Source organism: Flavobacterium sp. DSR2-3-3 (assembly GCF_049896585.1).
Classification (GTDB): Bacteria; Bacteroidota; Bacteroidia; order Flavobacteriales; family Flavobacteriaceae; genus Flavobacterium.
The window spans coordinates 310183-333209 of sequence record NZ_JAFCUP010000002.1 but is presented as its reverse complement, the minus strand read 5'-3'; the positions used below and the strand labels follow the sequence as shown (position 1 = coordinate 333209).

Here is a 23027-nt window from a genome sequence, read left to right as displayed (position 1 = left end):
GTATTATGAACATAGTCGAAAAAAAATATAAAAAACTTTCCATTCAAGTTTCCTTGACAGGACTTTCTTTTTGTTGTTTTGATACGCTGAATAATACGGTAACTTCATTTAACGAAGTGCTTTTTGATAATTTTAATAAAGGCACAAAAACTGAAGATTTGTTTGCCAATGCTTTCAATAATCATCCGGAATTAAAAGACCCTTACGATGAAATCCTGGTGATTCATAATAACAATCTTTCAACTTTTGTTCCGGAACCATTATTTGACGAAAACTTTTTAGGCAGCTATTTACAATACAATACAAAGGTTTTTGAAACGGATTTTTTCGCTTTTGATGAAATTCCAAACTTTCAAATGAATGCGGTTTACATTCCGTATGTGAATATCAATAATTTTTTTATTGACCAATTTGGTGCTTTTGATTACAAACATGCCAACAGCATTTTGGTTTCCAAACTTTTAGTTGCTTCCAAAAATAAGGATGAGAAAAAAATGTTTGTCCATATTAATACAGGTCATTTTGAAATCATTGTAGTTCAGAACCAAAAACTACTCCTTTTCAATTCATTTGATTACAATACACCGGAAGATTTCTTATATTACATATTATTCACTGCCGAACAATTAAATTTAAATCCCGAAAACTTCCCACTGGAACTAATCGGAAATATTGATATCGAAAGTGATTATTTTAAAATCACTTACAAATACATTTGCAATGTTTCCCTAATTGATGTGGAAGATTTGCGATGGAACAATTATTTTTCTGAGGCCGAAAACAGAAATCATTTTATACTTTTCAACTCATGAGAATCATTTCAGGAAAATACAAAGGAAGACGCATTTTTCCACCAAAAGGCCTACCAGTTCGCCCCACTACCGACATGTCAAAAGAAGCATTATTCAATGTTTTGAACAACCATTTCAGTTTTGAAGGACTTAAAATATTAGATTTATTTGCAGGAACCGGAAATATCAGTTACGAATTTGCTTCTCGGGGAAGCACGCCGATTACTTCTGTTGACGGTGATTTTGGTTGTGTAAAATTTATCAAGCAAGTGGCTGCCGAATATGATTTTAATATTGCTGCCACAAAGAGTGATGTTTTTATGTATTTAGAAAGATGTAAAACTTCTTACGATATTATTTTTGCGGATCCGCCTTATGCTTTGGACCAAAAAACTTTCGAGAAAATCATATTATTAGTTTTTGAAAAAGAATTGTTAAATGAAGACGGAATGATGGTAATCGAACATTCGAAATATACTAAACTGGATCACATGATTCACTTTTCATTTGAAAAAAGTTATGGTGGTTCAATTTTTAGTTTTTTCGAAATAGTTTCTGGTGAAAAAGAAGATACTCAAAACGAAGCAGACCAAAACGACGGTGAAGAAGAATAATTTTAGATCAGTTTTTAAGAAAGCTTCTCCACTATTTTTTTATAGACAGGAGTTGCAATACCATATTTAAAACCTTCATTTACCACATATTTTGTTAGCGAATTCAATTCTGTTTTATGTCCAGCTAATAAATCTCTGTGCATAGATGATGTATTGTCTTGTGGTGATTTTTCAAGTTTGATAATCGTTTGAGCCACAATATCATTGGGCAGCGCTAACCCTTTTGCGACAGCGACAGCGGTGATCTCATTTAACAATGAAATGTAAACGGCCTTATTTTCAGGATTATTTAAAATTCCACCAATATTCTGGTTTAAATACGAAGTTGCTGAAGCCAAAGCTGAAATAAAAATGAATTTTTCCCAAACCGTTTCTTCAATATTTTCTACAAGAAAACTTTCGATATCGGCATTTTTAAAAATTGATTGTAATTCCGTCAGTATGGAGATTGCTGATGTTTTGGAACCAAAGAATAGTTTTTCGTAAGAACCAATTTTCTTGATAATTCCCGGCGATTCAATCATAGAAACGATATATACACAACCTTGCAAAATCGTATTTTCAGGAAATAATGTTTGAATTCGTTCCACAGCATCTACACCATTATATAGTGGTAGAATTATGGTCGTTGCCGAAATGCACTTTTTAATAGATCCGAAACTGGTTTCGATATCATAGGTTTTAGTGGCACAAATAAGATAATCGAGTTTCCCTATTTCATCTGGATTATTCGAAACCAAAGTAGGGAAAACAATCATTTCGGTTGTATCAGCAATAATTTTTAAACCGTCGTGGTCTATTGCTTTTTGAGTTTCACCACGGGCAATAAATACAATTTCGATTGCATCTGACTCAAAATAAGCTTTCGCCAATAGTCCGCCAAAATAACCACCCACTCCACCCAATCCTAAAATTCCTATTCTTGTTTTCATAAAAAATAAAGTGTAATACTCTTTTGTGAATGTCTTGATTATCTTTCTTAACATCGTTAAAAGTACCAAAATCTTTAACATAAACTTCTAAACTGTTGTACGGAAAGAATAAATCAAAATGGTAACTTTGCTTTTTTGCAAAAATTATGTTAGACAAAGACAATACCATTGAAGTTCAGGGCGCTCGCGTACACAACTTAAAAAATATAGATGTTTCCATTCCACGTGAAAAACTGGTCGTAATAACCGGACTCTCAGGTTCAGGAAAATCCTCCTTGGCTTTTGATACTATATATGCCGAAGGGCAACGCCGTTATGTAGAAACTTTTTCAGCTTATGCCAGACAGTTTCTTGGTGGATTGGAACGACCGGATGTGGATAAAATTGATGGACTTTCACCTGTAATTGCTATCGAACAAAAAACCACCAGTAAAAGTCCGCGTTCCACCGTAGGAACGATTACTGAAATTTATGATTTCCTGCGTTTGTTATACGCTCGTGGTGCTGATGCGTACAGTTATAACACTGGCGAAAAAATGGTTTCTTATTCTGATGAGCAAATCAAAGATTTGATAATTCAGGATTTCACCGGTAAACGAATCAATATTCTAGCACCTGTTATTCGTGCTCGAAAAGGACATTATGCGGAACTTTTTCAACAAATCGCCAAGCAGGGTTTCCTTAAAGTTCGTGTAAACGGCGATGTGCTGGATATTACTTTGGGGATGAAATTAGACCGTTATAAAACGCACGACATTGAAATTGTTGTAGATAGAATGGTGATTGAAGACACTGCAGATAATGAAAAACGTTTGACAGAAAGCATCAATACGGCCATGCATCACGGTGAGAATGTATTAATGGTTTTAGATCAGGATTCTAATGAAGTTCGTTTTTTTAGCAGGAATTTGATGTGTCCAAGTACCGGGATTTCCTATCAAAATCCGGAACCCAATTTATTTTCTTTCAATTCCCCAAAAGGTGCTTGTGAGCATTGTAACGGCTTGGGAACGGTAAACGAAATCAACACTAAAAAGATCATTCCAAACCCAAAATTATCTATAAAAGCAGGTGGATTTGCTCCCTTGGGCGAATATAAATCATCTTGGATTTTCAAGCAATTGGAAATCATAGGCGAAAAATATGGTTTTAAATTGACTGATGCCGTAGCAACTATTCCTGAAGAAGCCATGGAAATGATTTTGAATGGTGGAAAGGAAAAATTCACCATAAACTCCAAAGATTTAGGCGTTGCCAGAGAATACAAAATTGATTTTGAAGGGATTTCACATTTCATTAAAAATCAACATGACGAAAGCGGTTCAACCAGCATAAAACGTTGGGCAAAAGAATTTATGGACGAAATAAAATGTCCGGTTTGTAAAGGTTCCCGTTTGAAAAAGGAATCACAGTTCTTTAAAATTAATGAAAAAAATATTACCGAATTGTGCGATATGGACATTTCAGATTTGACTATTTGGTTTAATGATTTAGACAACCATTTATCTGACAAACAAAAGCGTATCGCTACTGAAGTAATCAAAGAGATTAAGGACCGATTGAACTTTTTGATGAATGTAGGTTTGGATTATTTGGCTTTAAGCCGAAGCTCCAAATCCCTTTCGGGTGGTGAAGCGCAACGAATCCGATTGGCTACTCAAATTGGTTCTCAGTTAGTTGGTGTGTTGTATATTCTGGATGAACCAAGTATTGGTTTACACCAAAGAGACAACGAAAAACTAATTCATTCGCTGGAACAATTACGTGATATTGGAAATTCCGTAATTGTAGTGGAACACGATAAAGACATGATTGAACGTGCGGATTATGTGATTGATATTGGACCAAAAGCAGGAAAATATGGCGGTGAAATCATCAGTAAAGGAACACCTGCTGAAATCCTGAAACATCATACTATTACAGCGATGTACATGAATGGCGAAATGAAAATCGAAGTTCCTGCGAAACGTAGAGAAGGAAATGGAAAATTCCTAAAACTGACCGGAGCAACTGGAAACAATCTAAAAAATGTTTCGATAGAATTGCCTTTGGGCAAAATGATTTGTGTGACTGGAGTTTCGGGAAGTGGAAAATCAACTTTGATTAATGAGACGCTCTACCCAATTTTGAACGCGTATTATTTTAATGGTGTTAAAAAACCGCAACCGTATAAAAAAATTGAAGGATTGGAACATATTGATAAAGTGATTGATATTGACCAAAGCCCGATTGGTAGAACACCACGAAGTAATCCGGCAACTTACACGGAAGTTTTTACCGAAATCAGAAACCTGTTTACGATGACCTCTGAAAGTATGATTCGGGGATATAAAGCGGGACGATTTAGTTTTAATGTAAAAGGCGGACGTTGCGAAACCTGCGAAGGTTCTGGCGTTCGAACGATTGAAATGAACTTTTTACCCGATGTATATGTAGAATGTGAGACTTGTCAAGGGAAGCGTTTTAATAGAGAAACATTGGAGATTCGGTACAAAGGGAAATCAATTTCGGATGTTTTGAATATGACGGTTGATGAAGCGGTTCCATTTTTTGAAATGATTCCGAAGATTTATAGAAAGGTAAAAACCATTCAGGATGTTGGTTTGGGCTATATTACACTTGGCCAGCAGAGCACAACGCTTTCCGGTGGTGAAGCACAACGCATTAAACTTGCTGGAGAATTATCAAAAAAAGATACCGGAAACACGTTTTATATTCTGGATGAACCTACAACGGGACTGCATTTTGAAGACATCAGAGTGTTGATGGAAGTGATTAATAAACTGGTTGACAAGGGGAATACGATATTGATTATCGAACATAACATGGACGTGATTAAACTGGCAGATTATATTATAGACATTGGTCCTGAAGGTGGAAAAGGCGGCGGACAACTGATTGCCAAAGGAACTCCTGAGGAAATTATAAAAAATAAAAAAAGCTATACGGCGCAATTTTTAAAAAAAGAATTACTTTAGTATTACTAAAAAATAAAAAAATAATCTCGGGAAATCATGAATTTAAAAGAAGCGTTCAGTAATGTCGAAAACTACTTTTCACCTAAAATAATTGGCGAAGTTAATGATCAATTTATCAAGGTGGCTAAAATTAAAGGCCAAGATCTGCCATGGCATAATCACGAAAATGAAGATGAATTATTTTACATTGTAGAAGGAGAACTATTAATGGAAATTGAAAACGAGACCAAACTCTCTATGAAAAAAGGAGATTTATTTGTTGTGAAAAAAGGTATAAACCATAGAGTTTCGTCAACTGACGAATGCTTAATTATGCTAATAGAATCAAAAACTACTGAACATACCGGTAAAGTTATCGCTACAATAACAAAATCAATTGAAGAACAAACATATTAAATTTACTTAGCCCTGATAGCAATGGAAATCCTTTATTGTTTTTCTTTAAAACAATAAAGATTGAAAAGGATAGCAGGAAATAGCTCCCAAAAAAACAGAAATTAAATTATATTTTTGAATATGAGATTAGAAGATTTTGATAATGACGAAGATAAAGTGATCCAAGATCGTCTAAAAAGAAAAACCTGGAACGAAATAAGAACGAATGACAGTTGGGCGATTTTTAAAATTATGGCCGAATTTGTAAACGGATATGAAAGTATGGGACGTATTGGCCCTTGTGTATCTATTTTTGGTTCCGCAAGAACGAAGCCTGAAGATGCTAATTACTTATTGGCTGAAAAAATTGCATACAAAATCAGTAAAGCCGGCTATGGCGTGATTACTGGCGGTGGTCCCGGAATTATGGAAGCCGGAAATAAAGGCGCACATCTTGGCGGAGGAACATCAGTAGGATTAAATATTGAATTGCCTTTTGAGCAGCATTTTAACCCGTATATTGACAGCGATAAAAATCTTAATTTTGATTATTTCTTTGTTCGAAAAGTGATGTTTGTCAAATATTCGCAAGGCTTCGTGGTGATGCCGGGAGGTTTTGGAACTATGGATGAATTGTTTGAAGCGATAACTTTGATTCAGACCAAAAAAATAGCAAAATTCCCAATTATTCTTGTTGGCACCAGCTTTTGGTCGGGATTAATTGATTGGATTAAAACAGTTTTAGTAGAAAAAGAGTGTACTGTAAGTGCTCAAGATTTGAATTTATTTAAAATTGTAGACACTGAAGATGAAGTGGTTGATGTCCTAAATGCCTTTTATAAGAAATACGATTTATCACCAAACTTTTAAAAAAAATGAAGCTGCCTCAAAAACAGCTTCTTTTTTTGCTTAATATTAAGGAACATCAGAACAAATTTATCTAATTATAAGTATATTTATTTTTTAATAAATAATACCGAATTTTGAAATCATACCTTAAAATAACGATTTATTTCTTTGTTTTATTAACGTCAGTGCATCAATATGCTCAACATCAAAACAAGATGACTGCGGCGCTTCATGCTGATAATAACACATTGTCCATAAAACAAAAAATTATTTTTATAAATCAGTCCGATGATACGTTGACTTCAATCGTTTTGAATGACTGGAATCATGCTTTTTCCAATAAAAACACACCGCTTGCCAAACGATTTTCTGACGAATTTTACAGGGGTTTTCATTTGGCCAAAGAAGAAGAACGCGGCAGCACGATAAATTTAATTATCAACGATGCGTCCCAGCAGTTTTTATCTTGGCAACGACCAGACAAAAATCCTGATTATATCGTGCTACAATTAAAGGAGCAATTACTTCCAAATCAGAAAATTACTTTGCATCTTTCATACATCTCAAAAATCCCAAGCGATAAATTTACAAAACACGGTTACAGTAACAATGGTAGTTTTAATCTTAAAAACTGGTACCTGACTCCTGCAAGATACGAAAACCATACTTTTATAAAAAACAGCAATAATAATCTGGAGGATATTGCAAATGCTGTTTCTGATTACGAAGTTGACCTTACACTTCCGGCAACTTTAGAAGCAATATCAGATTTAAACAGTGTTAAGACAACTGGAAAAGATGATTTTTTACATTACAGATTGTCGGGAAATAATAGAACTGATTTTAGTCTGATTATTGAACCTAAATCTAATTTTGAGAGTTATAGAAACAGTTCAGTTGAAGTGCTGACTGACTTGAAAAACAAAAAAGTAGACAACATTGAAAAAGCAATTATAATTGACCGAATTGTAAATTACGCTAATAATTTGATTGGGAAATATCCGTACGAAAAAATTGTAGTTTCCCAGACGGATTATGAAAAAAATCCTTTTTATGGATTGAATCAACTTCCATCATTTATAAGTCCGTTTCCCGACGAATTTATTTTTGAAATTAAGTTTTTGAAAACTTATTTAAACGAATATCTAAAGACGAGTTTGCATCTGGATCCGAGAAAAGACAATTGGATTTACGATGGAATTCAAGTCTATGCGATGATGAAATATATCGATGAAAATCACCCGAAAACTAAAATGATGGGAAGTGCCTCTAACATCCGATTGCTTAAAAGTTTCAATCTGACCAATATTGATTTTAACGGTCAGTACAGCTATTTTTACATGCTGATGGCACGGAAAAATCTAGACCAGCCATTAGGAGCTCCAAAGAATACTTTAATCAAGTTTAACGAACAAATTGCCAGTAAATACCGGGCAGGATTAAGCATTCGTTTTCTGGATGATTATTTACAAAACGATGCTGTAACGACCAGTATACAACAATTTTATCAAAAAAATAAGCGCACACAAGTATCGAGATATGATTTTGAAACTGTATTAAAATCAAAAACCACTAAAGATATTAGTTGGTTTTTTAAAACCATTATTGATTCCAGAGACATTATTGATTATAAATTTTCAAGCGTTACAAAAACTAAAGACAGCATTACTTTTTCAGTTAAAAACCGAACAGGAGCGCCAATTCCTATTCCGGTTTATGGCACAAAAAAAGGAGCGATCGTTTTTAAACAATGGCTCGATATTGAAGAATGCGACAGCACATTTACAATTCCCAGAAACAGTATTGATAAGATTATTTTAAATCTAAAAAATGAAGTCCCAGAATACAACTTAAGAAATAATTGGAAGAAATTAGAAGGTTTTTTTCCTAACAATCGTCCGGTTAAATTTGTATTCATGAAAGACTTGGAAGACCCGTATTATAATCAAATTTTGTACGTTCCCTCCATTTATTACAACTTGTACGACGGTTTGACTCCGGGACTACGACTCCACAATAAAACCATTCTTGAAAAGCCTTTTATTTTTGATGTCAACCCCTCCTACTCCACTAAATCGAATAATTTATCCGGTTCGGCCGTTTTTGTAGTCAATCAAAATTTTAGAAAAAGCAATCTTTACAATGCCAGATATTCTATAAGCGGTTCCTATTTTCATTATGCTGAAGATGCCGCCTATTTTAGATTGAATCCGGCCGTACAATTACGAATAAGAGAGCCAAATTTCAGAGATAATAGGAAACAACTTTTCTTATTCCGACAAGTGATTGTAGATAAGGAAAAAAGCGCTTTGGTGCTTGACAACTCACCAGAAAATTATTCGGTATTTGATGTGAGATATATCAATACAAAAACGGAGGTTACTAATCATTTTAATTTTACATCCGATTTACAAATTTCGGGGAAATTCGGGAAAATTACTGGTGAAATTGAATACCGAAAACTATTTGAAGATAATCGCCAAATTAATCTTCGTTTTTACGCAGGAAGTTTTTTATATAATAAAACGCAATCGGATTTTTTCAGTTTTGCATTGGACAGACCCACAGATTACCTTTTTGATTACAATTATTTTGGAAGATCAGAAAGCACGGGGCTTTACAGTCAACAATATGTATTGGCAGAAGGCGGTTTTAAGTCCAAAATTGCTACTCCTTTTGCCAATCGATGGATTACCAGCTTCAATGCGAGTTATAGTATATGGAACTGGATTGAGGTCTATGGCGATATTGGTTTTATCAAAAATAAAGACGTGAAACAGCGCTTTGTTTACGACAGTGGAATTCGCCTAAATCTGGTTACAGACTATTTTGAATTGTATTTTCCAGTCTATTCAAACAATGGATGGGAAATTGCGCAAGATAATTACAATGAAAAAATACGTTTTATTGTAACTTTTTCGCCTAAAACATTAATCAATCTTTTTAATCGAAAATGGTTCTAATTCAATATTATTATCACTATTCATTAACGTATTCTTAAATATTAAATAATAAAATTATATATAATGGAAAAATAAAGTTCTTTTTATTAGAATAAATTGCAAAAATTAAATTCTATTTTTTTCAATGTATTATGAAAATAGGTTGTTTTTAAGTAAATTTGGCATTTAAAGTTATACTTTTCAATTATGATAAAAGAAAAAACCAATACTACATTGACGATTGAAGATTTCAAAATCGAAGTTTTAAAGGACTATACCACGGCCATGATAAGCCGAGAATGTAGCCTGTTAGGACGCAAGGAAGTATTAACTGGAAAAGCCAAGTTTGGTATTTTTGGTGATGGAAAAGAAGTTCCGCAACTTGCAATGGCAAAAGCGTTTCAAAACGGTGATTTCCGTTCCGGATATTATCGCGATCAAACTTTTATGATGGCCATTGGTGAACTTACTATTCAACAATTCTTTGCCGGATTATACGGCCATACTGATATTGAACAAGATCCAATGTCAGGAGGAAGACAAATGGGAGGTCACTTTGCCACTCATAGTTTAAACAATGATGGTTCTTGGAAAAATTTAACAAAACAAAAAAATTCAAGTGCTGATATTTCTCCTACAGCAGGACAAATGCCAAGATTACTAGGTCTTGCCCAAGCATCAAAAATATACAGACAAGTTTCAGGAATACCAAACGCTTCTAATTTTTCTGTTGAAGGAAATGAAATTGCGTGGGGAACTATAGGAAATGCAAGTACATCTGAAGGCTTGTTTTTTGAAACCATAAATGCTGCTGGTGTCTTACAAGTGCCAATGGTAATGAGCGTTTGGGATGATGAATACGGAATTTCTGTTCATGCCAGACACCAAACAACAAAAGAAAACATATCAGAAATATTAAAAGGATATCAAAGAGAAGACAACACGAATGGTTTTGAAATTCTTAGAGTAAAAGGTTGGGATTACGCGGACTTAATTGCCACGTATGAAAAAGCCGCTACTATTGCCAGAGAAAATCACGTTCCTGTTTTAATTCACGTCAATGAACTGACGCAACCACAAGGACATTCCAGTTCCGGTTCGCATGAAAGATACAAAAACGCAGACCGATTAGCTTGGGAACGAGATTTTGATTGTATTCGTCAAATGAAATTATGGATGATTGCCATTAATATTGCATCACCGGAAGAACTCGAAGCTATTGATGCACAAGCAAAAAAAGATGTTTTAGAAGGCAAAAAAGCCGCTTGGAATGCCTTTATAGAACCTATTGTTGAAGAGCAAAAAGAACTGGTTGCATTATTGCAAAAAATAGCTGATTCCAGTTCAAATAAAGCAATAATATTAAAATTTATTGCTGATTTAAGCGAAATCAAATCTCCTTTAAAAAAAGAAATTTTGGTCACTGCCCGAAAATTATTGCGTTTAATTCAAAATGAATCTGGTAAAGAAGAACTTTCGCAGTGGATTACAGCATACATCGCTAAAACACAACAGAATTTTAGCAGTAATTTATTTTCTGAAACTGATTTAAATGTTTTTTCTGTTGAGGAAGTATTGCCAATTTACCATGAAGATGCTAAAGAAGACACGGATGGCCGAATGATTCTGCGTGATAATTTTGATGCCATTTTTACAAAATACCCTGAAACATTAATTTTTGGTGAAGATGCCGGAGCCATTGGGGATGTGAATCAAGGTTTAGAAGGAATGCAGGAAAAATACGGAGAGTTACGCGTTGCCGATGTTGGAATTCGTGAAGCTACTATATTAGGACAAGGAATTGGATTGGCGCTAAGAGGCTTACGTCCCATTGCCGAAATTCAATATTTAGATTATTTATTGTATGCTATCCAAATCATGAGTGATGACTTAGCTACATTGCGATACAGAACAGTAGGCAAACAAAAAGCACCTCTTATTATACGTACTCGTGGCCACCGTTTAGAAGGCATCTGGCACTCAGGTTCTCCTATGGGAATGATTATAAATGCCATCAGAGGAATTCACGTTTTGGTTCCAAGAAATATGACACAAGCAGCTGGTTTTTATAACAGTTTGTTAGAATGTGACGAACCTGCTTTAGTAATCGAATGTTTGAATGGCTATCGATTGAAAGAAAAAATGCCGATGAATTATGGCGAATTCAAAACTCCAATCGGAGTGGTGGAAACGTTGAAACAAGGTTCTGATATTACATTGGTTTCTTATGGTTCAACTTTACGATTGGTTCAGCAAGCTGCCAAAGAACTGCTTGAAGTTGGAATTGACTGCGAAATTATCGATTTACAATCCTTACTTCCATTTGATATCAATCAAGATGTTGTCAAAAGTATTGCTAAAACAAATCGTCTGTTAGTAATTGATGAAGATGTTCCTGGAGGCGCTTCGGCTTATATTTTGCAACAAATAATTGAGCAACAAGATGCTTATCATCATTTAGACAGTAAGCCACAAACCTTGACAGCAAAAGCTCACAGACCGGCTTACGGTACAGATGGAGATTATTTCTCTAAACCTTCTATTGAAGATATTTTTGAGAAAGTATACGAAATGATGAATGAAGTAAATCCATCAAAATATCCAAGTTTATACTAAAATAAATATTTTCTAAGTTATAAATCCTAATCGGCAACGGTTAGGATTGTTTTTTTATGTTCGTTTGGGTTTTAAATAAAAGTGGTTTTAAAAAAATAAGTAACTGAACAAAAGTTAAACTCGATAGATATAAAAACGATTAGCATTACCTTTATTCTCTAAAAAAAATAATTATGGAAAAATATGCACTACTAGCTCGATTAGAAGCTAAAGCTGGAAAAGAAGAAGAAGTTGCAGCATTTTTAAAAAGCGCTTTACCTTTAGTATTAGATGAACCAGAAACAGTAAAGTGGTACGGATGGCAAATAGGAACATCTACTTTTGGCATTTTTGATACTTTCGAAACTGAAGAAGGTAGAAAAGCGCATCTTGCTGGTAAAATTGCCGAAGCGCTAATGACTAATGCCGGAACACTTCTGTCACAAGATCCGATTATAGAGTTTGTTGAATTACTAGCAGTAAAATAAAGATTCGAGACATTCTATTCATAACAAAAAATTGTTTTTAAAATCAAAAAATAACGTATTCTTAAATCTTTAGGGGCATAATTTTAAATTAAAGGTATAATGCCAACGTAAAATTTTTATGTTGGCATTTTTTATTTAATTTTAGTGTTTTAAAAATTTATAAAACATGAAACGATTAGAAACCATCTTACACGGCATTGAAAATGTTAAAGTGATAGATGACAGAATTGAGTACAATCAGTACATCCCTTTGGATTTATCCATTACAAATGAAGCTTTTAACAAAAACAAGATCGATAATTCAACCGATTTTGAAAAATATATAGAAAGCTATTTAACAGAAAATGACGCAAAAGTTGCTTACGGCGGCTACAATGAAATTAGAAATTTGTATCAAAGAAGTGAAATTTTCAACGATTCAAAAACGGAAGAACGCAACATTCATATCGGTTTAGATTTATGGATAAAAGCAGGAACACCTGTTCTGGCAGCAATTGACGGATTTATTCACAGTTTTAATTACAATACTGGCGTGGGAGACTACGGTCCTACAATAATTTTAGAACACAAAATTGAAGATCATAAATTTTACACTTTATACGGTCATTTATCGTTAGAAAGTATCAGTGACATCAAAATTGGAGATGTTTATGAAAAAGGGCAACAAATAGCCACTTTGGGTGATGCTGCGGTAAATGGGGATTATGCACCTCATTTGCATTTTCAAATTATAAAAGAAATTTCGAATACCTTTGGGGACTATCCCGGCGTTTGTAGTGAAAATAATCTGAAACATTATTTAGAGAACTGTCCGGACCCCAATATCTTATTAAAAATAAAATAAATCATGAAAAAATTAATTATTGTTTTGAGTATTTTTTTGCTCATTGGCTGTAAATCAAAAAATATTGTAGCTTCACCAGCAGAGACAGAAGTATTTAAAGTTGAGAGACTTACGTTATCTGAAATTAGTGAAAGTCAAAAGAGTAAAGCTTATGAGCTTGGCAAAAGAGTTTTGATGACTTGCAATACATCTAAATTCAAACCATTCACATTAAACGAAGCAACCCCTTCTGTTATTAAAAACACTACTGAGGAAAGACTGACAAAAACTTGCACTCGTTTTCGTCAATTCTACGGTACATTTATTGATCTTCAATTGGTTGAAGCATACAGAAATAATTTTGACAAGTCAACGGTGTTTCGTTACAAAGGTTTGTATTCAAAAAAAGTAGCAAACAAAGAACTCCGCGTTACAATGAATTCAGAAAATAAAGTATCCTCCATCAAGTCATTAGATTGGGTTAACTCTTTTCCTCTAAATTAATTTTAAGTTGAATTTCTCTTTTTTAATTAAGAAATCTTGCTTCACAGTTGCTTCCACAAATCTAAAATAAGATCGAGTCAAAGATTATTTTTAGTGTTATTTTTTTAATTAGTAAAATGGTATTTATTACAAACACATTTGATTTAGAGTCAAATTAACAATAGTAATTAAACAAGCATTTAAAATAATTATGTAACAAAAATCAGATTTCGGCAATTATCTTTAATTTTAAATTATTACGAAAAGTAAATTTAAAGAAATGCCTTCCAAATAAGTTAAATTGGCTGAACAAGAATAAATTTTATAACATATTTGTTAAATTTTATAATGTACCTTTAGCATGAAAAGCTATTTTTGTTCAAACTGTAAAATAAAAATATTTGAAACTGTACATAAAATACATGGTAAGTAATCGCTGTAAAATGGCGGTTAAAGAAGAGTTGAAAAAGCTTAAACTTCACTTTATAGTTGTTGAATTAGGAGAGGTCGAGATCATGGAAAATATTTCTATGGATCAAAGACAACTCTTAAAGGCGGCTCTTTTGGATTCAGGACTTGAATTGATGGATGATAAAAAATCGATGCTAATCGAAAAAATTAAAAATGTAATTATACAAATGGTGCACCATACGGTTGAACCCATTAAAATTAATTTTTCGGATTATTTGAGTCAACAATTAAATCATGATTACACCTACTTGTCTAACTTATTTTCGGAAGTGCAAGGAACTACAATTGAACAATTTATAATTTCCCACAAAACAGAACGTATAAAAGAGTTAATTATTTACGGAGAATTAAATATCACGGAAATTGCCTGGAAAATGAATTACAGCAGTGTCGCTCATTTATCCAGTCAATTTAAAAAAGTGACTGGTCTTTCCCCTTCTCATTTTAAACAGTTAAAAGACAAAAGGCGCAACCCAATTGAGGAAATTGGGAAGCCATAAGATGTAATTAAACCAATTTTTTCAAAAAATTTAATAAAAAATAGAAATCATAAATAATCAGATATCAAAATATGCAAGAAGTCTAATTGAAGCCATTTTAGACCCTACAATCTCAATTGATATTGCGGGGAAAATCACGGACGTAAATGAGGCAACGGTAAATATTACGGGTATCAGTCGTGACTGCTTAATTGGAACTGACTATTTTGATTATTTTACCGAACCCCAAAAAGCAAAGGATGTTTTTCAAGAAGCCTTTACCAATGGAGTCGTAGTTGATTCTACTCTAACGCTACATCACAAAAAGGGTAAATTAACAAATATACTGTTCAACGGAACTATGTTTAGAGATGATCAAGGAAATCCATCAGGAGTGATTGTAGTATCTCGAAATATAGCCGAGCAAAAATGGGCATTGGATTTGAAAATCGCAAATAGAGAACTCGCGCATCAAAATAAAGTAAAAGAAAAGCGCGCAGCGGAGTTAGTGATTGCCAATAAAGAATTGGCGTACCAAAACGAGGAAAAAGAAAAACGCGCTGCTGAATTAGTGATTACTAACGAAGAGTTACTATTTCAAAATAAAGAAAATAAAAAAAGGGAAATTGTAAATAAAGAACTTACAGAAATTAATAATTCTGCAAAATTAGCTTCGCAATATTCTCTAAGTCTGATTGAAGCAAGCCAAGATCCACTGGTTACCATAAATACCAAAGGAAAAATTACCGATATGAACGAAGCATTGGTAAATATCACAGGTATGACCAGAGAGGAACTTACTGACTCTGATTTTTTTGATTATTTTACCCAGCAACAAAAAGCTAGAGAAGTATATCAAGAAGTATTCGAAAAAGGATCTGTTGCTGATTCTCCGCTAACCATTCGTCACAAAGACGGCAAGTTAACCGATGTCTTATTCAACGGTTCCGTCTATAAAGATTATCAAGGAAATGTTATCGGTGTTGTAATTGTTGCTCGAGATGTGACGGAACAAAAGAGAATTGCGACCGAACTGATTGAGGCACGTGTTTTTGCCGAATTAGCTACAGAAATAGCTGAAGAAGCAAAGAAAAGCGCCGAAAGTGCTACCATTATAGCTGAAAATGCAGTAAAAGCTAAGCAACAATTTTTGTCGAATATGAGCCATGAAATTCGTACGCCGATGAATGCTATCATTGGTTTTACAAAAGTGGTACTAAAAACAGAATTGAGCTGCAAACAAAAAGAGTATTTAGATGCTATTAAAATGAGTGGTGATGCTTTAATCGTACTAATAAACGATATTTTGGACTTAGCAAAAGTAGATTCCGGAAAAATGACTTTTGAGAAAACTCCGTTCAAAATGAAAACGTCTGTATTTGCAATGCTTCACTTATTTGAAACCAAAATACAGGAAAAAAACTTAAAATTAGTTACAGAATATGACAATAAAATTCCTGCTGTACTTTTGGGTGATTCGATTCGTTTACACCAAATCATTTTAAATTTGGTCAGTAATGCCATTAAATTTACATCAAAAGGAAACATTACCGTAAGTGTAAATTTGATACATGAAGACAATGATAAAGCGATTATTGAATTTGCCATAACTGATGATGGAATTGGAGTTGCTGAAAATAAAATAGGAAAAATATTTGAAAATTTTCAACAAGCTTCCAGCGGAACTTCTAGACTTTATGGAGGAACAGGATTAGGTTTAGCGATAGTAAAGCAACTGATAGAACAGCAAGGTGGAACCATTCGTGTAAAAAGCACAATTGGTATTGGCTCTACATTTAGTTTTACTTTAAGTTTTCAAAAAACAAGGTCTGATGCTGAACTAGGCCATGAAGACATCGAACTGGGTACAAAATTAAAAAATATAAAAGTTTTAGTAGTTGAAGATATTCCTTTGAATCAATTGCTAATGAAAACATTGCTAGATGATTTTGGATTTATTTGGGACATTGCCGAAAATGGTAAAGTAGCGATTGAAAAACTAAAGAAAAACGTCTACGATATTATTTTGATGGACTTACAAATGCCAGAAATGAATGGATTTGAAGCTACAGAATACATTCGCAACACAATGAATTCAAAAATACCAATCATTGCGTTAACTGCTGATGTGACCACCGTCGATTTGGCCAAATGCAAAGTTGTGGGGATGAACGATTATCTTGCAAAACCTGTTGACGAAAGATTGTTACACAGTAAAATAATAGGCCTCTTAAAAAAGCCAAAACATGCCAAACTCAAAGAAACATTAGAAAAGGAAGAAGAAGGGACTACAGCAAAAAAAATAAAATATATTGACCTAGTATATTTAAATGAAAGAACAAAATCGAATCCTACGCTAATGATGGAAATGATATCTCTTTACTTAGAACAAACACCCCCTTTAATACATACTATTAAACAAAGTTTAGCACAAAAAAATTGGACTTTATTAGGAGCAGCAGCACACAAAATGATTCCATCTTTTGCAATAATGGGGATGAGTGTTGATTTTGAAAACATGGCAAAAAAAATCCAAGATTTCGCAATAGTAGAACAAAAAACAGATGGAATTGCTACTTTGGTGTTAGAACTAGAAAAAATTTGTTTACAAGCATGTATTGAATTACAAGAAGAATTTAACATAATTAAAAATACTATTTAATGAATAATAACAATGATAAAATAAAAATATTTCTTGTGGATGATGATGCATTATTTTTAAAATCGTTAGAAATTGAATTCTTAGAAAATGCTGATTTTATAGTAGAAACTTATCCTACGGGAGAACTCTGCATATCTAATTTATCTCACAGTCCAGATGTGGTAATATTAGATTATCAATTGGACGGTATTGTAGAAAACGCCATGAACGGACTAGAAACTTTGGATAAAGTAAAGGCTTTTAATCCAGAAATTCCAGTTGTAATGCTATCTTCTCAAGATAAAATTGAAGTGGCTGTAAATTGTATGCACCACAAAGCATTTGATTATGTAGTAAAAAGTGAAACTGCTTTTGTTCGTCTGCAAAAAATAATTACGGCTATTTTTAAATATCAAAAAATGGAAAAAGAATTAAATTGGTACATGGATCGTATGTAATCCGTTTTCCAATGTAATTTTGTTAAAATTTAATAGATAATTTAAATAAATCATCCCTCATTTGGTTGAATATTAAAACCAAAATTGTTTTATAATGCGGTATAAAGAAACGTCAGATTTGGAAATTTCATTGTTGTTAAAAGCAATCGATCAGCAATACGGTTACGATTTTAGGGAGTATTCCCAAGCTCATATCAGGCGCAGGATTATGAACAGAATGGCACTATCGAAATTTGAAGATATTTCTGAAATGCAATCTAAGGTTTTGAATGATGAAACATTTGCTTCTGAACTTTTACAAGATTTGTCAATAACAGTAACAGAAATGTTTCGTGACCCAGTTTTCTACAGGTCATTACGAGAAAATGTTATTCCTATTTTAAAGACATATCCTTTCATAAAAATATGGCATGCAGGTTGTGCTACGGGAGAAGAAGCCTACTCAATGGCTATTCTTTTGCAGGAAGAAGGCTTGTATGACAGAACAACCATTTATGCTACTGATTTTAATCAGATGGCTCTAAACCGTGCGAAAGATGGAATTTTTTCGAACAAAATGATAAAAGAGTATACTTCTAATTATCAGTTGGCCGGAGGAAAAGAATCATTTTCCAGTTATTACACTTCCAATTATGATAATGTCATAATGAATCATTCTTTAAAAAAAAATATTGTTTGGGCCAATCATAATTTGGTAACCGATAGTGTTTTTGCAGAAGTGAACTTAATATTGTGTCGCAATGTGCTGATTTATTTTGATAAAAATTTACAAAATAAAGTCCAAAATCTTTTTTACAGTAGTCTTATAAATGGCGGCGTACTCTGTTTGGGTTCTAAAGAAAGTTTACGATTTTCTGATTTATATACCCATTATTTTGAATTGGACACCAAACAACGCATCTTTAAAAAGAAATATTGAATATGCAATATGAAGCAATTGTAATAGGAGTTTCTTCTGGAGGCATGAGTGCGTTGAAAATTTTATCTTCCTCTTTGCCACTGCATTTTAATATTCCGATTATCGTAGTGCAGCATTTAAGCGCTCAATCTGATAGTCATTGGATAAAACTTTTAAGTGAAAAAAGTCAACTCAATCTAAAAGAAGTCGATGAAAAAGATGCAATTGAAAAAGGAAACATTTATATTGCCCCTCCCAATTATCATTTATTGATTGAAAAGGATAAAACGTTTTCTCTTACTATAGACGCGCGTGTAAATTTTGCAAGACCTTCAATTGACGTGTTATTTGAATCAGCAGCCGAAGCGTATACAAATAAATTAATTGGAATTGTGCTCACAGGATCTAATAGTGACGGGACAAAAGGAATTAAACGAATAAAAGACTGTGGAGGTTTAGCCATTATTCAAGACCCAAAAACAGCAGAATCTGAATATATGCCAATGTCAGCAATTGCAGCAATTGTGGCAGATTACGTTTTACCATTGGAGGATATAATCAAATTATTAATACAATTAGATCAACAAAAAAAATAAAAAGCCTAAATTTTATAAATAACAGTACGAAAATGAACTTAGGAAGAAAAATCGTTATCGGATTTATTGCTTGTGCAATGGTCCTTGTCGGAGTTGCATTGTTTTCTTTTAAAAACAGTGAAAAATTTGTTGCTTCAAATACTTTGGTAAATATTTCCAATCAGGTATTGTATGAATTCGAACAAATTTTACTTACTTCTGTTGATGCAGAAACAGGAGTTCGAGGTTATGTTATAACAGGCGATGATAATTTTTTGAAGCATTATATAACCGCTAATACAAAAATAATTGAGAATATTAAAAAAATAAATAAATTAACACGAGACAATTTCAATCAACAAATTAATATCGAGAAACTTACAAAAGTGCTTCAACTGCGATTTGACAATTTAAATACCTGTATAAACCTTCGTAAAAATAATTTTGAAAAAGCACGAGCCTTTATTGCTTCTGGCGAAGGCAAAAAAATTCAAGACGAAATACGAAAAATAATTAGTGAATCACAGCAATTAGAACGTTCGCTTCTTGCGCAAAGGACTCAAAATAGTGCGGTAGATGCCAGTAAGTTTAATATTGTTTTTGCTATTTTACTGCTGGTTATTGTATTGATTCTTATTGTTGTCTATACCATTGTTGCTACAAATTTAAAAGCACTTAAAAATTCCGAGTCACAAACTGCCAGTAAAAATTGGTTGCTTACCGGTAACTCAGCACTTAGTGAAAAATTAATGGGAGATCAAAATATAGAACAGTTGGCAAACAATACCATAAGTTTTCTATGTAACTATCTGAAGGCCAATATTGGCGCCGTTTATCTTTTTAATGAAAACGAAAATACTCTACTGCTTAGTGGAAAATTTGCTTTTTCATCTACTAATGACTCAAAAGAAAATTTTAAATTAAATGAAGGATTAATTGGTCAGGCTGCCTGGGAACAAAAGCAAATTTCAATATCAGATGTAACTGATCATCAAATTCGTATCACTTCATCCGTATTGGATGCAAAACCAAAACATCTGCTTATTACCCCTTTTTTGCTCGATGGAAAAACGATAGGTGTAATTGAAATAGGCAAGCTTGCAGAATTTAACGAAACCGAAAAAGAATTTGTAAATGTTGCTATGAGCAGTATTGCTATAAGTGTCTATACTGTGCAACAAGCTGAAGAAAAAGAAATAAGAGCCGCAGAGTTAGTTGTTGCTAACAGAGAACTCGCTTATCAAAATGAAGAAAAAGAAAAAAGAGCAGCAGAATTAGTTATTGCAAATGAAGAACTTGCCTTTCAAAATGATGAAAAAGAAAAAAGGGCTGTGGAATTAAGTTTTGCGAACAAAGAGCTTTCGAATCAAGCTGAAGAACTTCAAATTCAGCAGGAAGAACTAAGACAACTGAATGAAGAATTAGAACAACAAGCGCAAAATCTAAAACAACAGCAAGAGGAATTGCAAATGACCAACGAAGAACTGGAAGAGCAAACCCAATCATTGGAAGAGAAAAATAAGGAAGTTGAAGCCTCTAAAAATGATATTGAACAAAAAACAAAACAACTGGAAATTAGCAGCAAGTACAAATCAGAATTTCTTGCAAACATGTCGCATGAATTAAGAACACCTCTTAATAGTTTGCTTATATTATCCAAAGATTTATCCGAAAACAGAAAAAAAAATCTAGATGAAGTTCAGGTTGAAAGTGCAGAAATAATTTATAAAAGTGGTCACGATCTTTTGGTCTTAATCAATGAAGTGCTGGATCTCTCCAAGATTGAGGCTGGAAAAATGGCTATCAATATTGAAAAAGTAGCACCGAGAAATTTTACAGCTAATATTATTCGCGATTTTAAGCATCAAGCTGAGCAAAAAGGACTGGAAATACTTTGCAAACAGGCCGATAATTTACCCGAGTTTATTTACACTGATTCTCAGCGTTTGAATCAGATCTTGAGAAATCTTTTATCCAATGCGATAAAGTTCACCGAAAAAGGAAGTGTACTTATTGATCTGGAATCTAACACCGAAAATACTTTGCGCATTTCAGTTAGTGATACAGGAATTGGAATATCAGAAGACAAGCAGGCAGCCATATTTGAAGCTTTTCAGCAAGCCGAAGGCGGTACTTCCAGAAAATATGGTGGAACTGGATTAGGACTTTCTATTTCACGGGAACTTGCAAAATTATTAAAAGGAGAAATAAAAGTGAAAAGTAATTTAGACAAAGGTTCTACTTTCTCACTGATAATCCCATTTGAAATTTACGCTACAGAAGAGTCTCAAAACGAAATCCCATTGAAACCTGTTTCGAATGCGCCACGTTCTGAAATTGATAGTCGATTCCTCAATTATCCAACAATAAAAGACGACAGAGATACCATAAACAGTGATGATAAAATAGTACTAATCATTGAAGATGATCAAAATTTTGCTTCAATACTTTTAAAACAAGCCAACAAAAAAGGATTCAAATGCTTGTCAGCATCTTCCGGAGAAGACGGCCTGGCCCTTGCTGCAAAATACAAACCTCAAGCCATCATTCTTGATATGGGTTTACCAGGAATCAAAGGCAGACAAGTATTGACTGAACTAAAAACAAATTCTTTGGTAAGGCATATTCCGGTTCATATCATATCGGCTGATGACCGTTCGCTGGAACCTATCCGAGAAGGCGCGGTAGAATATCTGATGAAACCAATAGCGAAAGAAAGTCTGGAACAAGCTTTTAACAGAATTCAAAATTTTGTGGATAGAAAGATAAAAAAACTGTTGATTATTGAAGACAGCGAAAATTCCAGAAAAGCAATAAAAATACTCATTGGCAGTGGTGATGTAAAATGTTATGAGGCAGCAACAGGAAAAGAGGCTTTAGAATTGTTTGAGCACAAACACATTGACTGCATCATTCTCGACATAGGATTACCAGATATGACTGGCTTTGAACTTATCCAAAAACTGGGCGATTTAAAAGGCCATAACCTACCTCCTATTATCGTTTATACCGGAAAAGAACTTACAAAAGAGGAAAATAATCTGTTGCACAAATATGCGGAGAGCATTATTATAAAAGGGATAAAATCCGAAGAACGATTGCTGGATGAAACAGCTCTTTTTCTTCACCGAACGATTAGCAATTTACCCAAATCGAAACAGATGATGATTAATAATTTGCATGATAAAGAAGCTATATTTCATTCAAAAAAAATATTATTGGTTGATGATGACATGCGAAATGTATTTGCTTTATCAAAAATATTACAAGAACGAGGAATGGAAGTCATAAAATCCGAAGACGGCAAGAATGCATTAAAAATGTTAGAAGTTCATCCTGATATTGATTTGGTTTTAATGGATATTATGATGCCGGAAATGGACGGTTATGAAGCAATGAAACAGATACGATCTCAGATAAAATTCAGAAACTTACCGATAATTGCCCTAACGGCTAAAGCGATGAAAGACGACAAACAGAAATGTATTGATGCAGGCGCCAATGATTACATCACGAAGCCAATTGATGTTGAACGTTTGTTATCATTAATGCGTGTGTGGTTAAGCAAATAATCAAACATTTTCAAGAAGGCGATATACAGCCATCATCATACGTTGCATTTTTTGATTGATATT

The 23027-nt window shown here is 33.5% G+C and carries 17 protein-coding genes; 16 read left to right on the top strand and 1 reads right to left on the bottom strand.

Annotated elements, in window-relative coordinates; translation table 11 throughout:
* Positions 1-5: 5 nt before the first annotated feature.
* The gene (locus tag ACP7AQ_RS04185) at positions 6-812 is read left to right on the top strand and encodes a DUF3822 family protein (RefSeq protein ID WP_426094507.1); all 807 of its coding nucleotides are present in this window, start codon (positions 6-8) and stop codon (positions 810-812) included.
* Entirely contained in the window at positions 809-1405 is a 597-nt protein-coding gene (locus tag ACP7AQ_RS04180) for an RsmD family RNA methyltransferase (protein WP_426063079.1), read from the top strand. The genes ACP7AQ_RS04185 and ACP7AQ_RS04180 overlap by 4 nt, the downstream gene beginning before the upstream one ends.
* Before the next feature lie 14 nt (positions 1406-1419).
* On the opposite strand, the gene ACP7AQ_RS04175 is transcribed toward ACP7AQ_RS04180, so the two are convergent.
* Positions 1420-2337 carry a ketopantoate reductase family protein gene (locus ACP7AQ_RS04175; RefSeq protein WP_426094506.1) on the bottom strand — a complete coding sequence of 306 codons (918 nt, stop codon included), beginning with the start codon at positions 2335-2337 and terminating at the stop codon, positions 1420-1422.
* A 146-nt stretch (positions 2338-2483) separates the two neighbouring features.
* On the opposite strand from ACP7AQ_RS04175, the gene uvrA reads away from it, so the two are divergent.
* The 14 genes from uvrA to ACP7AQ_RS04105 all read left to right on the top strand — a co-directional run bounded on the left by uvrA (position 2484) and on the right by ACP7AQ_RS04105 (position 22964).
* Positions 2484-5315 (top strand): excinuclease ABC subunit UvrA, encoded by a 2832-nt coding sequence (gene uvrA, locus ACP7AQ_RS04170; protein ID WP_426063081.1) that lies wholly within the window; start codon positions 2484-2486, stop codon positions 5313-5315.
* 36 nt (positions 5316-5351) lie between these two features.
* Positions 5352-5711, top strand: coding sequence for a cupin domain-containing protein (locus ACP7AQ_RS04165; protein ID WP_426063082.1), 360 nt, complete (start codon positions 5352-5354; stop codon positions 5709-5711).
* A 120-nt stretch (positions 5712-5831) separates the two neighbouring features.
* Positions 5832-6560 (top strand): TIGR00730 family Rossman fold protein, encoded by a 729-nt coding sequence (locus tag ACP7AQ_RS04160; protein ID WP_426063083.1) that lies wholly within the window; start codon positions 5832-5834, stop codon positions 6558-6560.
* A gap of 194 nt (positions 6561-6754) precedes the next feature.
* Positions 6755-9502: an aminopeptidase gene (locus ACP7AQ_RS04155; RefSeq protein WP_426094626.1), complete on the top strand. Its 2748-nt coding sequence runs from the start codon at positions 6755-6757 to the stop codon at positions 9500-9502.
* A gap of 186 nt (positions 9503-9688) precedes the next feature.
* A complete protein-coding gene (locus tag ACP7AQ_RS04150; RefSeq protein WP_426094505.1) occupies positions 9689-12097 on the top strand; it encodes an alpha-ketoacid dehydrogenase subunit alpha/beta in 2409 nt (802 codons plus the stop codon).
* A 173-nt stretch (positions 12098-12270) separates the two neighbouring features.
* Entirely contained in the window at positions 12271-12564 is a 294-nt protein-coding gene (locus tag ACP7AQ_RS04145) for a putative quinol monooxygenase (RefSeq protein WP_426063085.1), read from the top strand.
* A 166-nt stretch (positions 12565-12730) separates the two neighbouring features.
* Positions 12731-13408 carry a peptidoglycan DD-metalloendopeptidase family protein gene (locus ACP7AQ_RS04140; protein WP_426063086.1) on the top strand — a complete coding sequence of 226 codons (678 nt, stop codon included), beginning with the start codon at positions 12731-12733 and terminating at the stop codon, positions 13406-13408.
* 3 nt (positions 13409-13411) lie between these two features.
* Positions 13412-13891, top strand: coding sequence for a hypothetical protein (locus tag ACP7AQ_RS04135; RefSeq protein WP_426092327.1), 480 nt, complete (start codon positions 13412-13414; stop codon positions 13889-13891).
* A gap of 401 nt (positions 13892-14292) precedes the next feature.
* Entirely contained in the window at positions 14293-14841 is a 549-nt protein-coding gene (locus ACP7AQ_RS04130; protein ID WP_426063353.1) for a helix-turn-helix domain-containing protein, read from the top strand.
* Positions 14842-14881: 40 nt separating this feature from the next.
* Entirely contained in the window at positions 14882-17482 is a 2601-nt protein-coding gene (locus ACP7AQ_RS04125; RefSeq protein ID WP_426094625.1) for a PAS domain S-box protein, read from the top strand.
* Positions 17482-17919 carry a response regulator gene (locus ACP7AQ_RS04120; protein ID WP_426092326.1) on the top strand — a complete coding sequence of 146 codons (438 nt, stop codon included), beginning with the start codon at positions 17482-17484 and terminating at the stop codon, positions 17917-17919. Before ACP7AQ_RS04125 ends, ACP7AQ_RS04120 begins: the two co-directional genes overlap by 1 nt.
* 94 nt (positions 17920-18013) lie before the next feature.
* On the top strand, positions 18014-18838 hold the full coding sequence (locus ACP7AQ_RS04115) for a CheR family methyltransferase (RefSeq protein WP_426092325.1): 825 nt from the start codon (positions 18014-18016) through the stop codon (positions 18836-18838).
* Positions 18839-18840: 2 nt separating this feature from the next.
* Positions 18841-19413 carry a chemotaxis protein CheB gene (locus ACP7AQ_RS04110; RefSeq protein ID WP_426063090.1) on the top strand — a complete coding sequence of 191 codons (573 nt, stop codon included), beginning with the start codon at positions 18841-18843 and terminating at the stop codon, positions 19411-19413.
* Positions 19414-19445: 32 nt separating this feature from the next.
* Positions 19446-22964 (top strand): response regulator, encoded by a 3519-nt coding sequence (locus ACP7AQ_RS04105; protein ID WP_426094504.1) that lies wholly within the window; start codon positions 19446-19448, stop codon positions 22962-22964.
* Positions 22965-23027 lie beyond the last annotated feature (63 nt).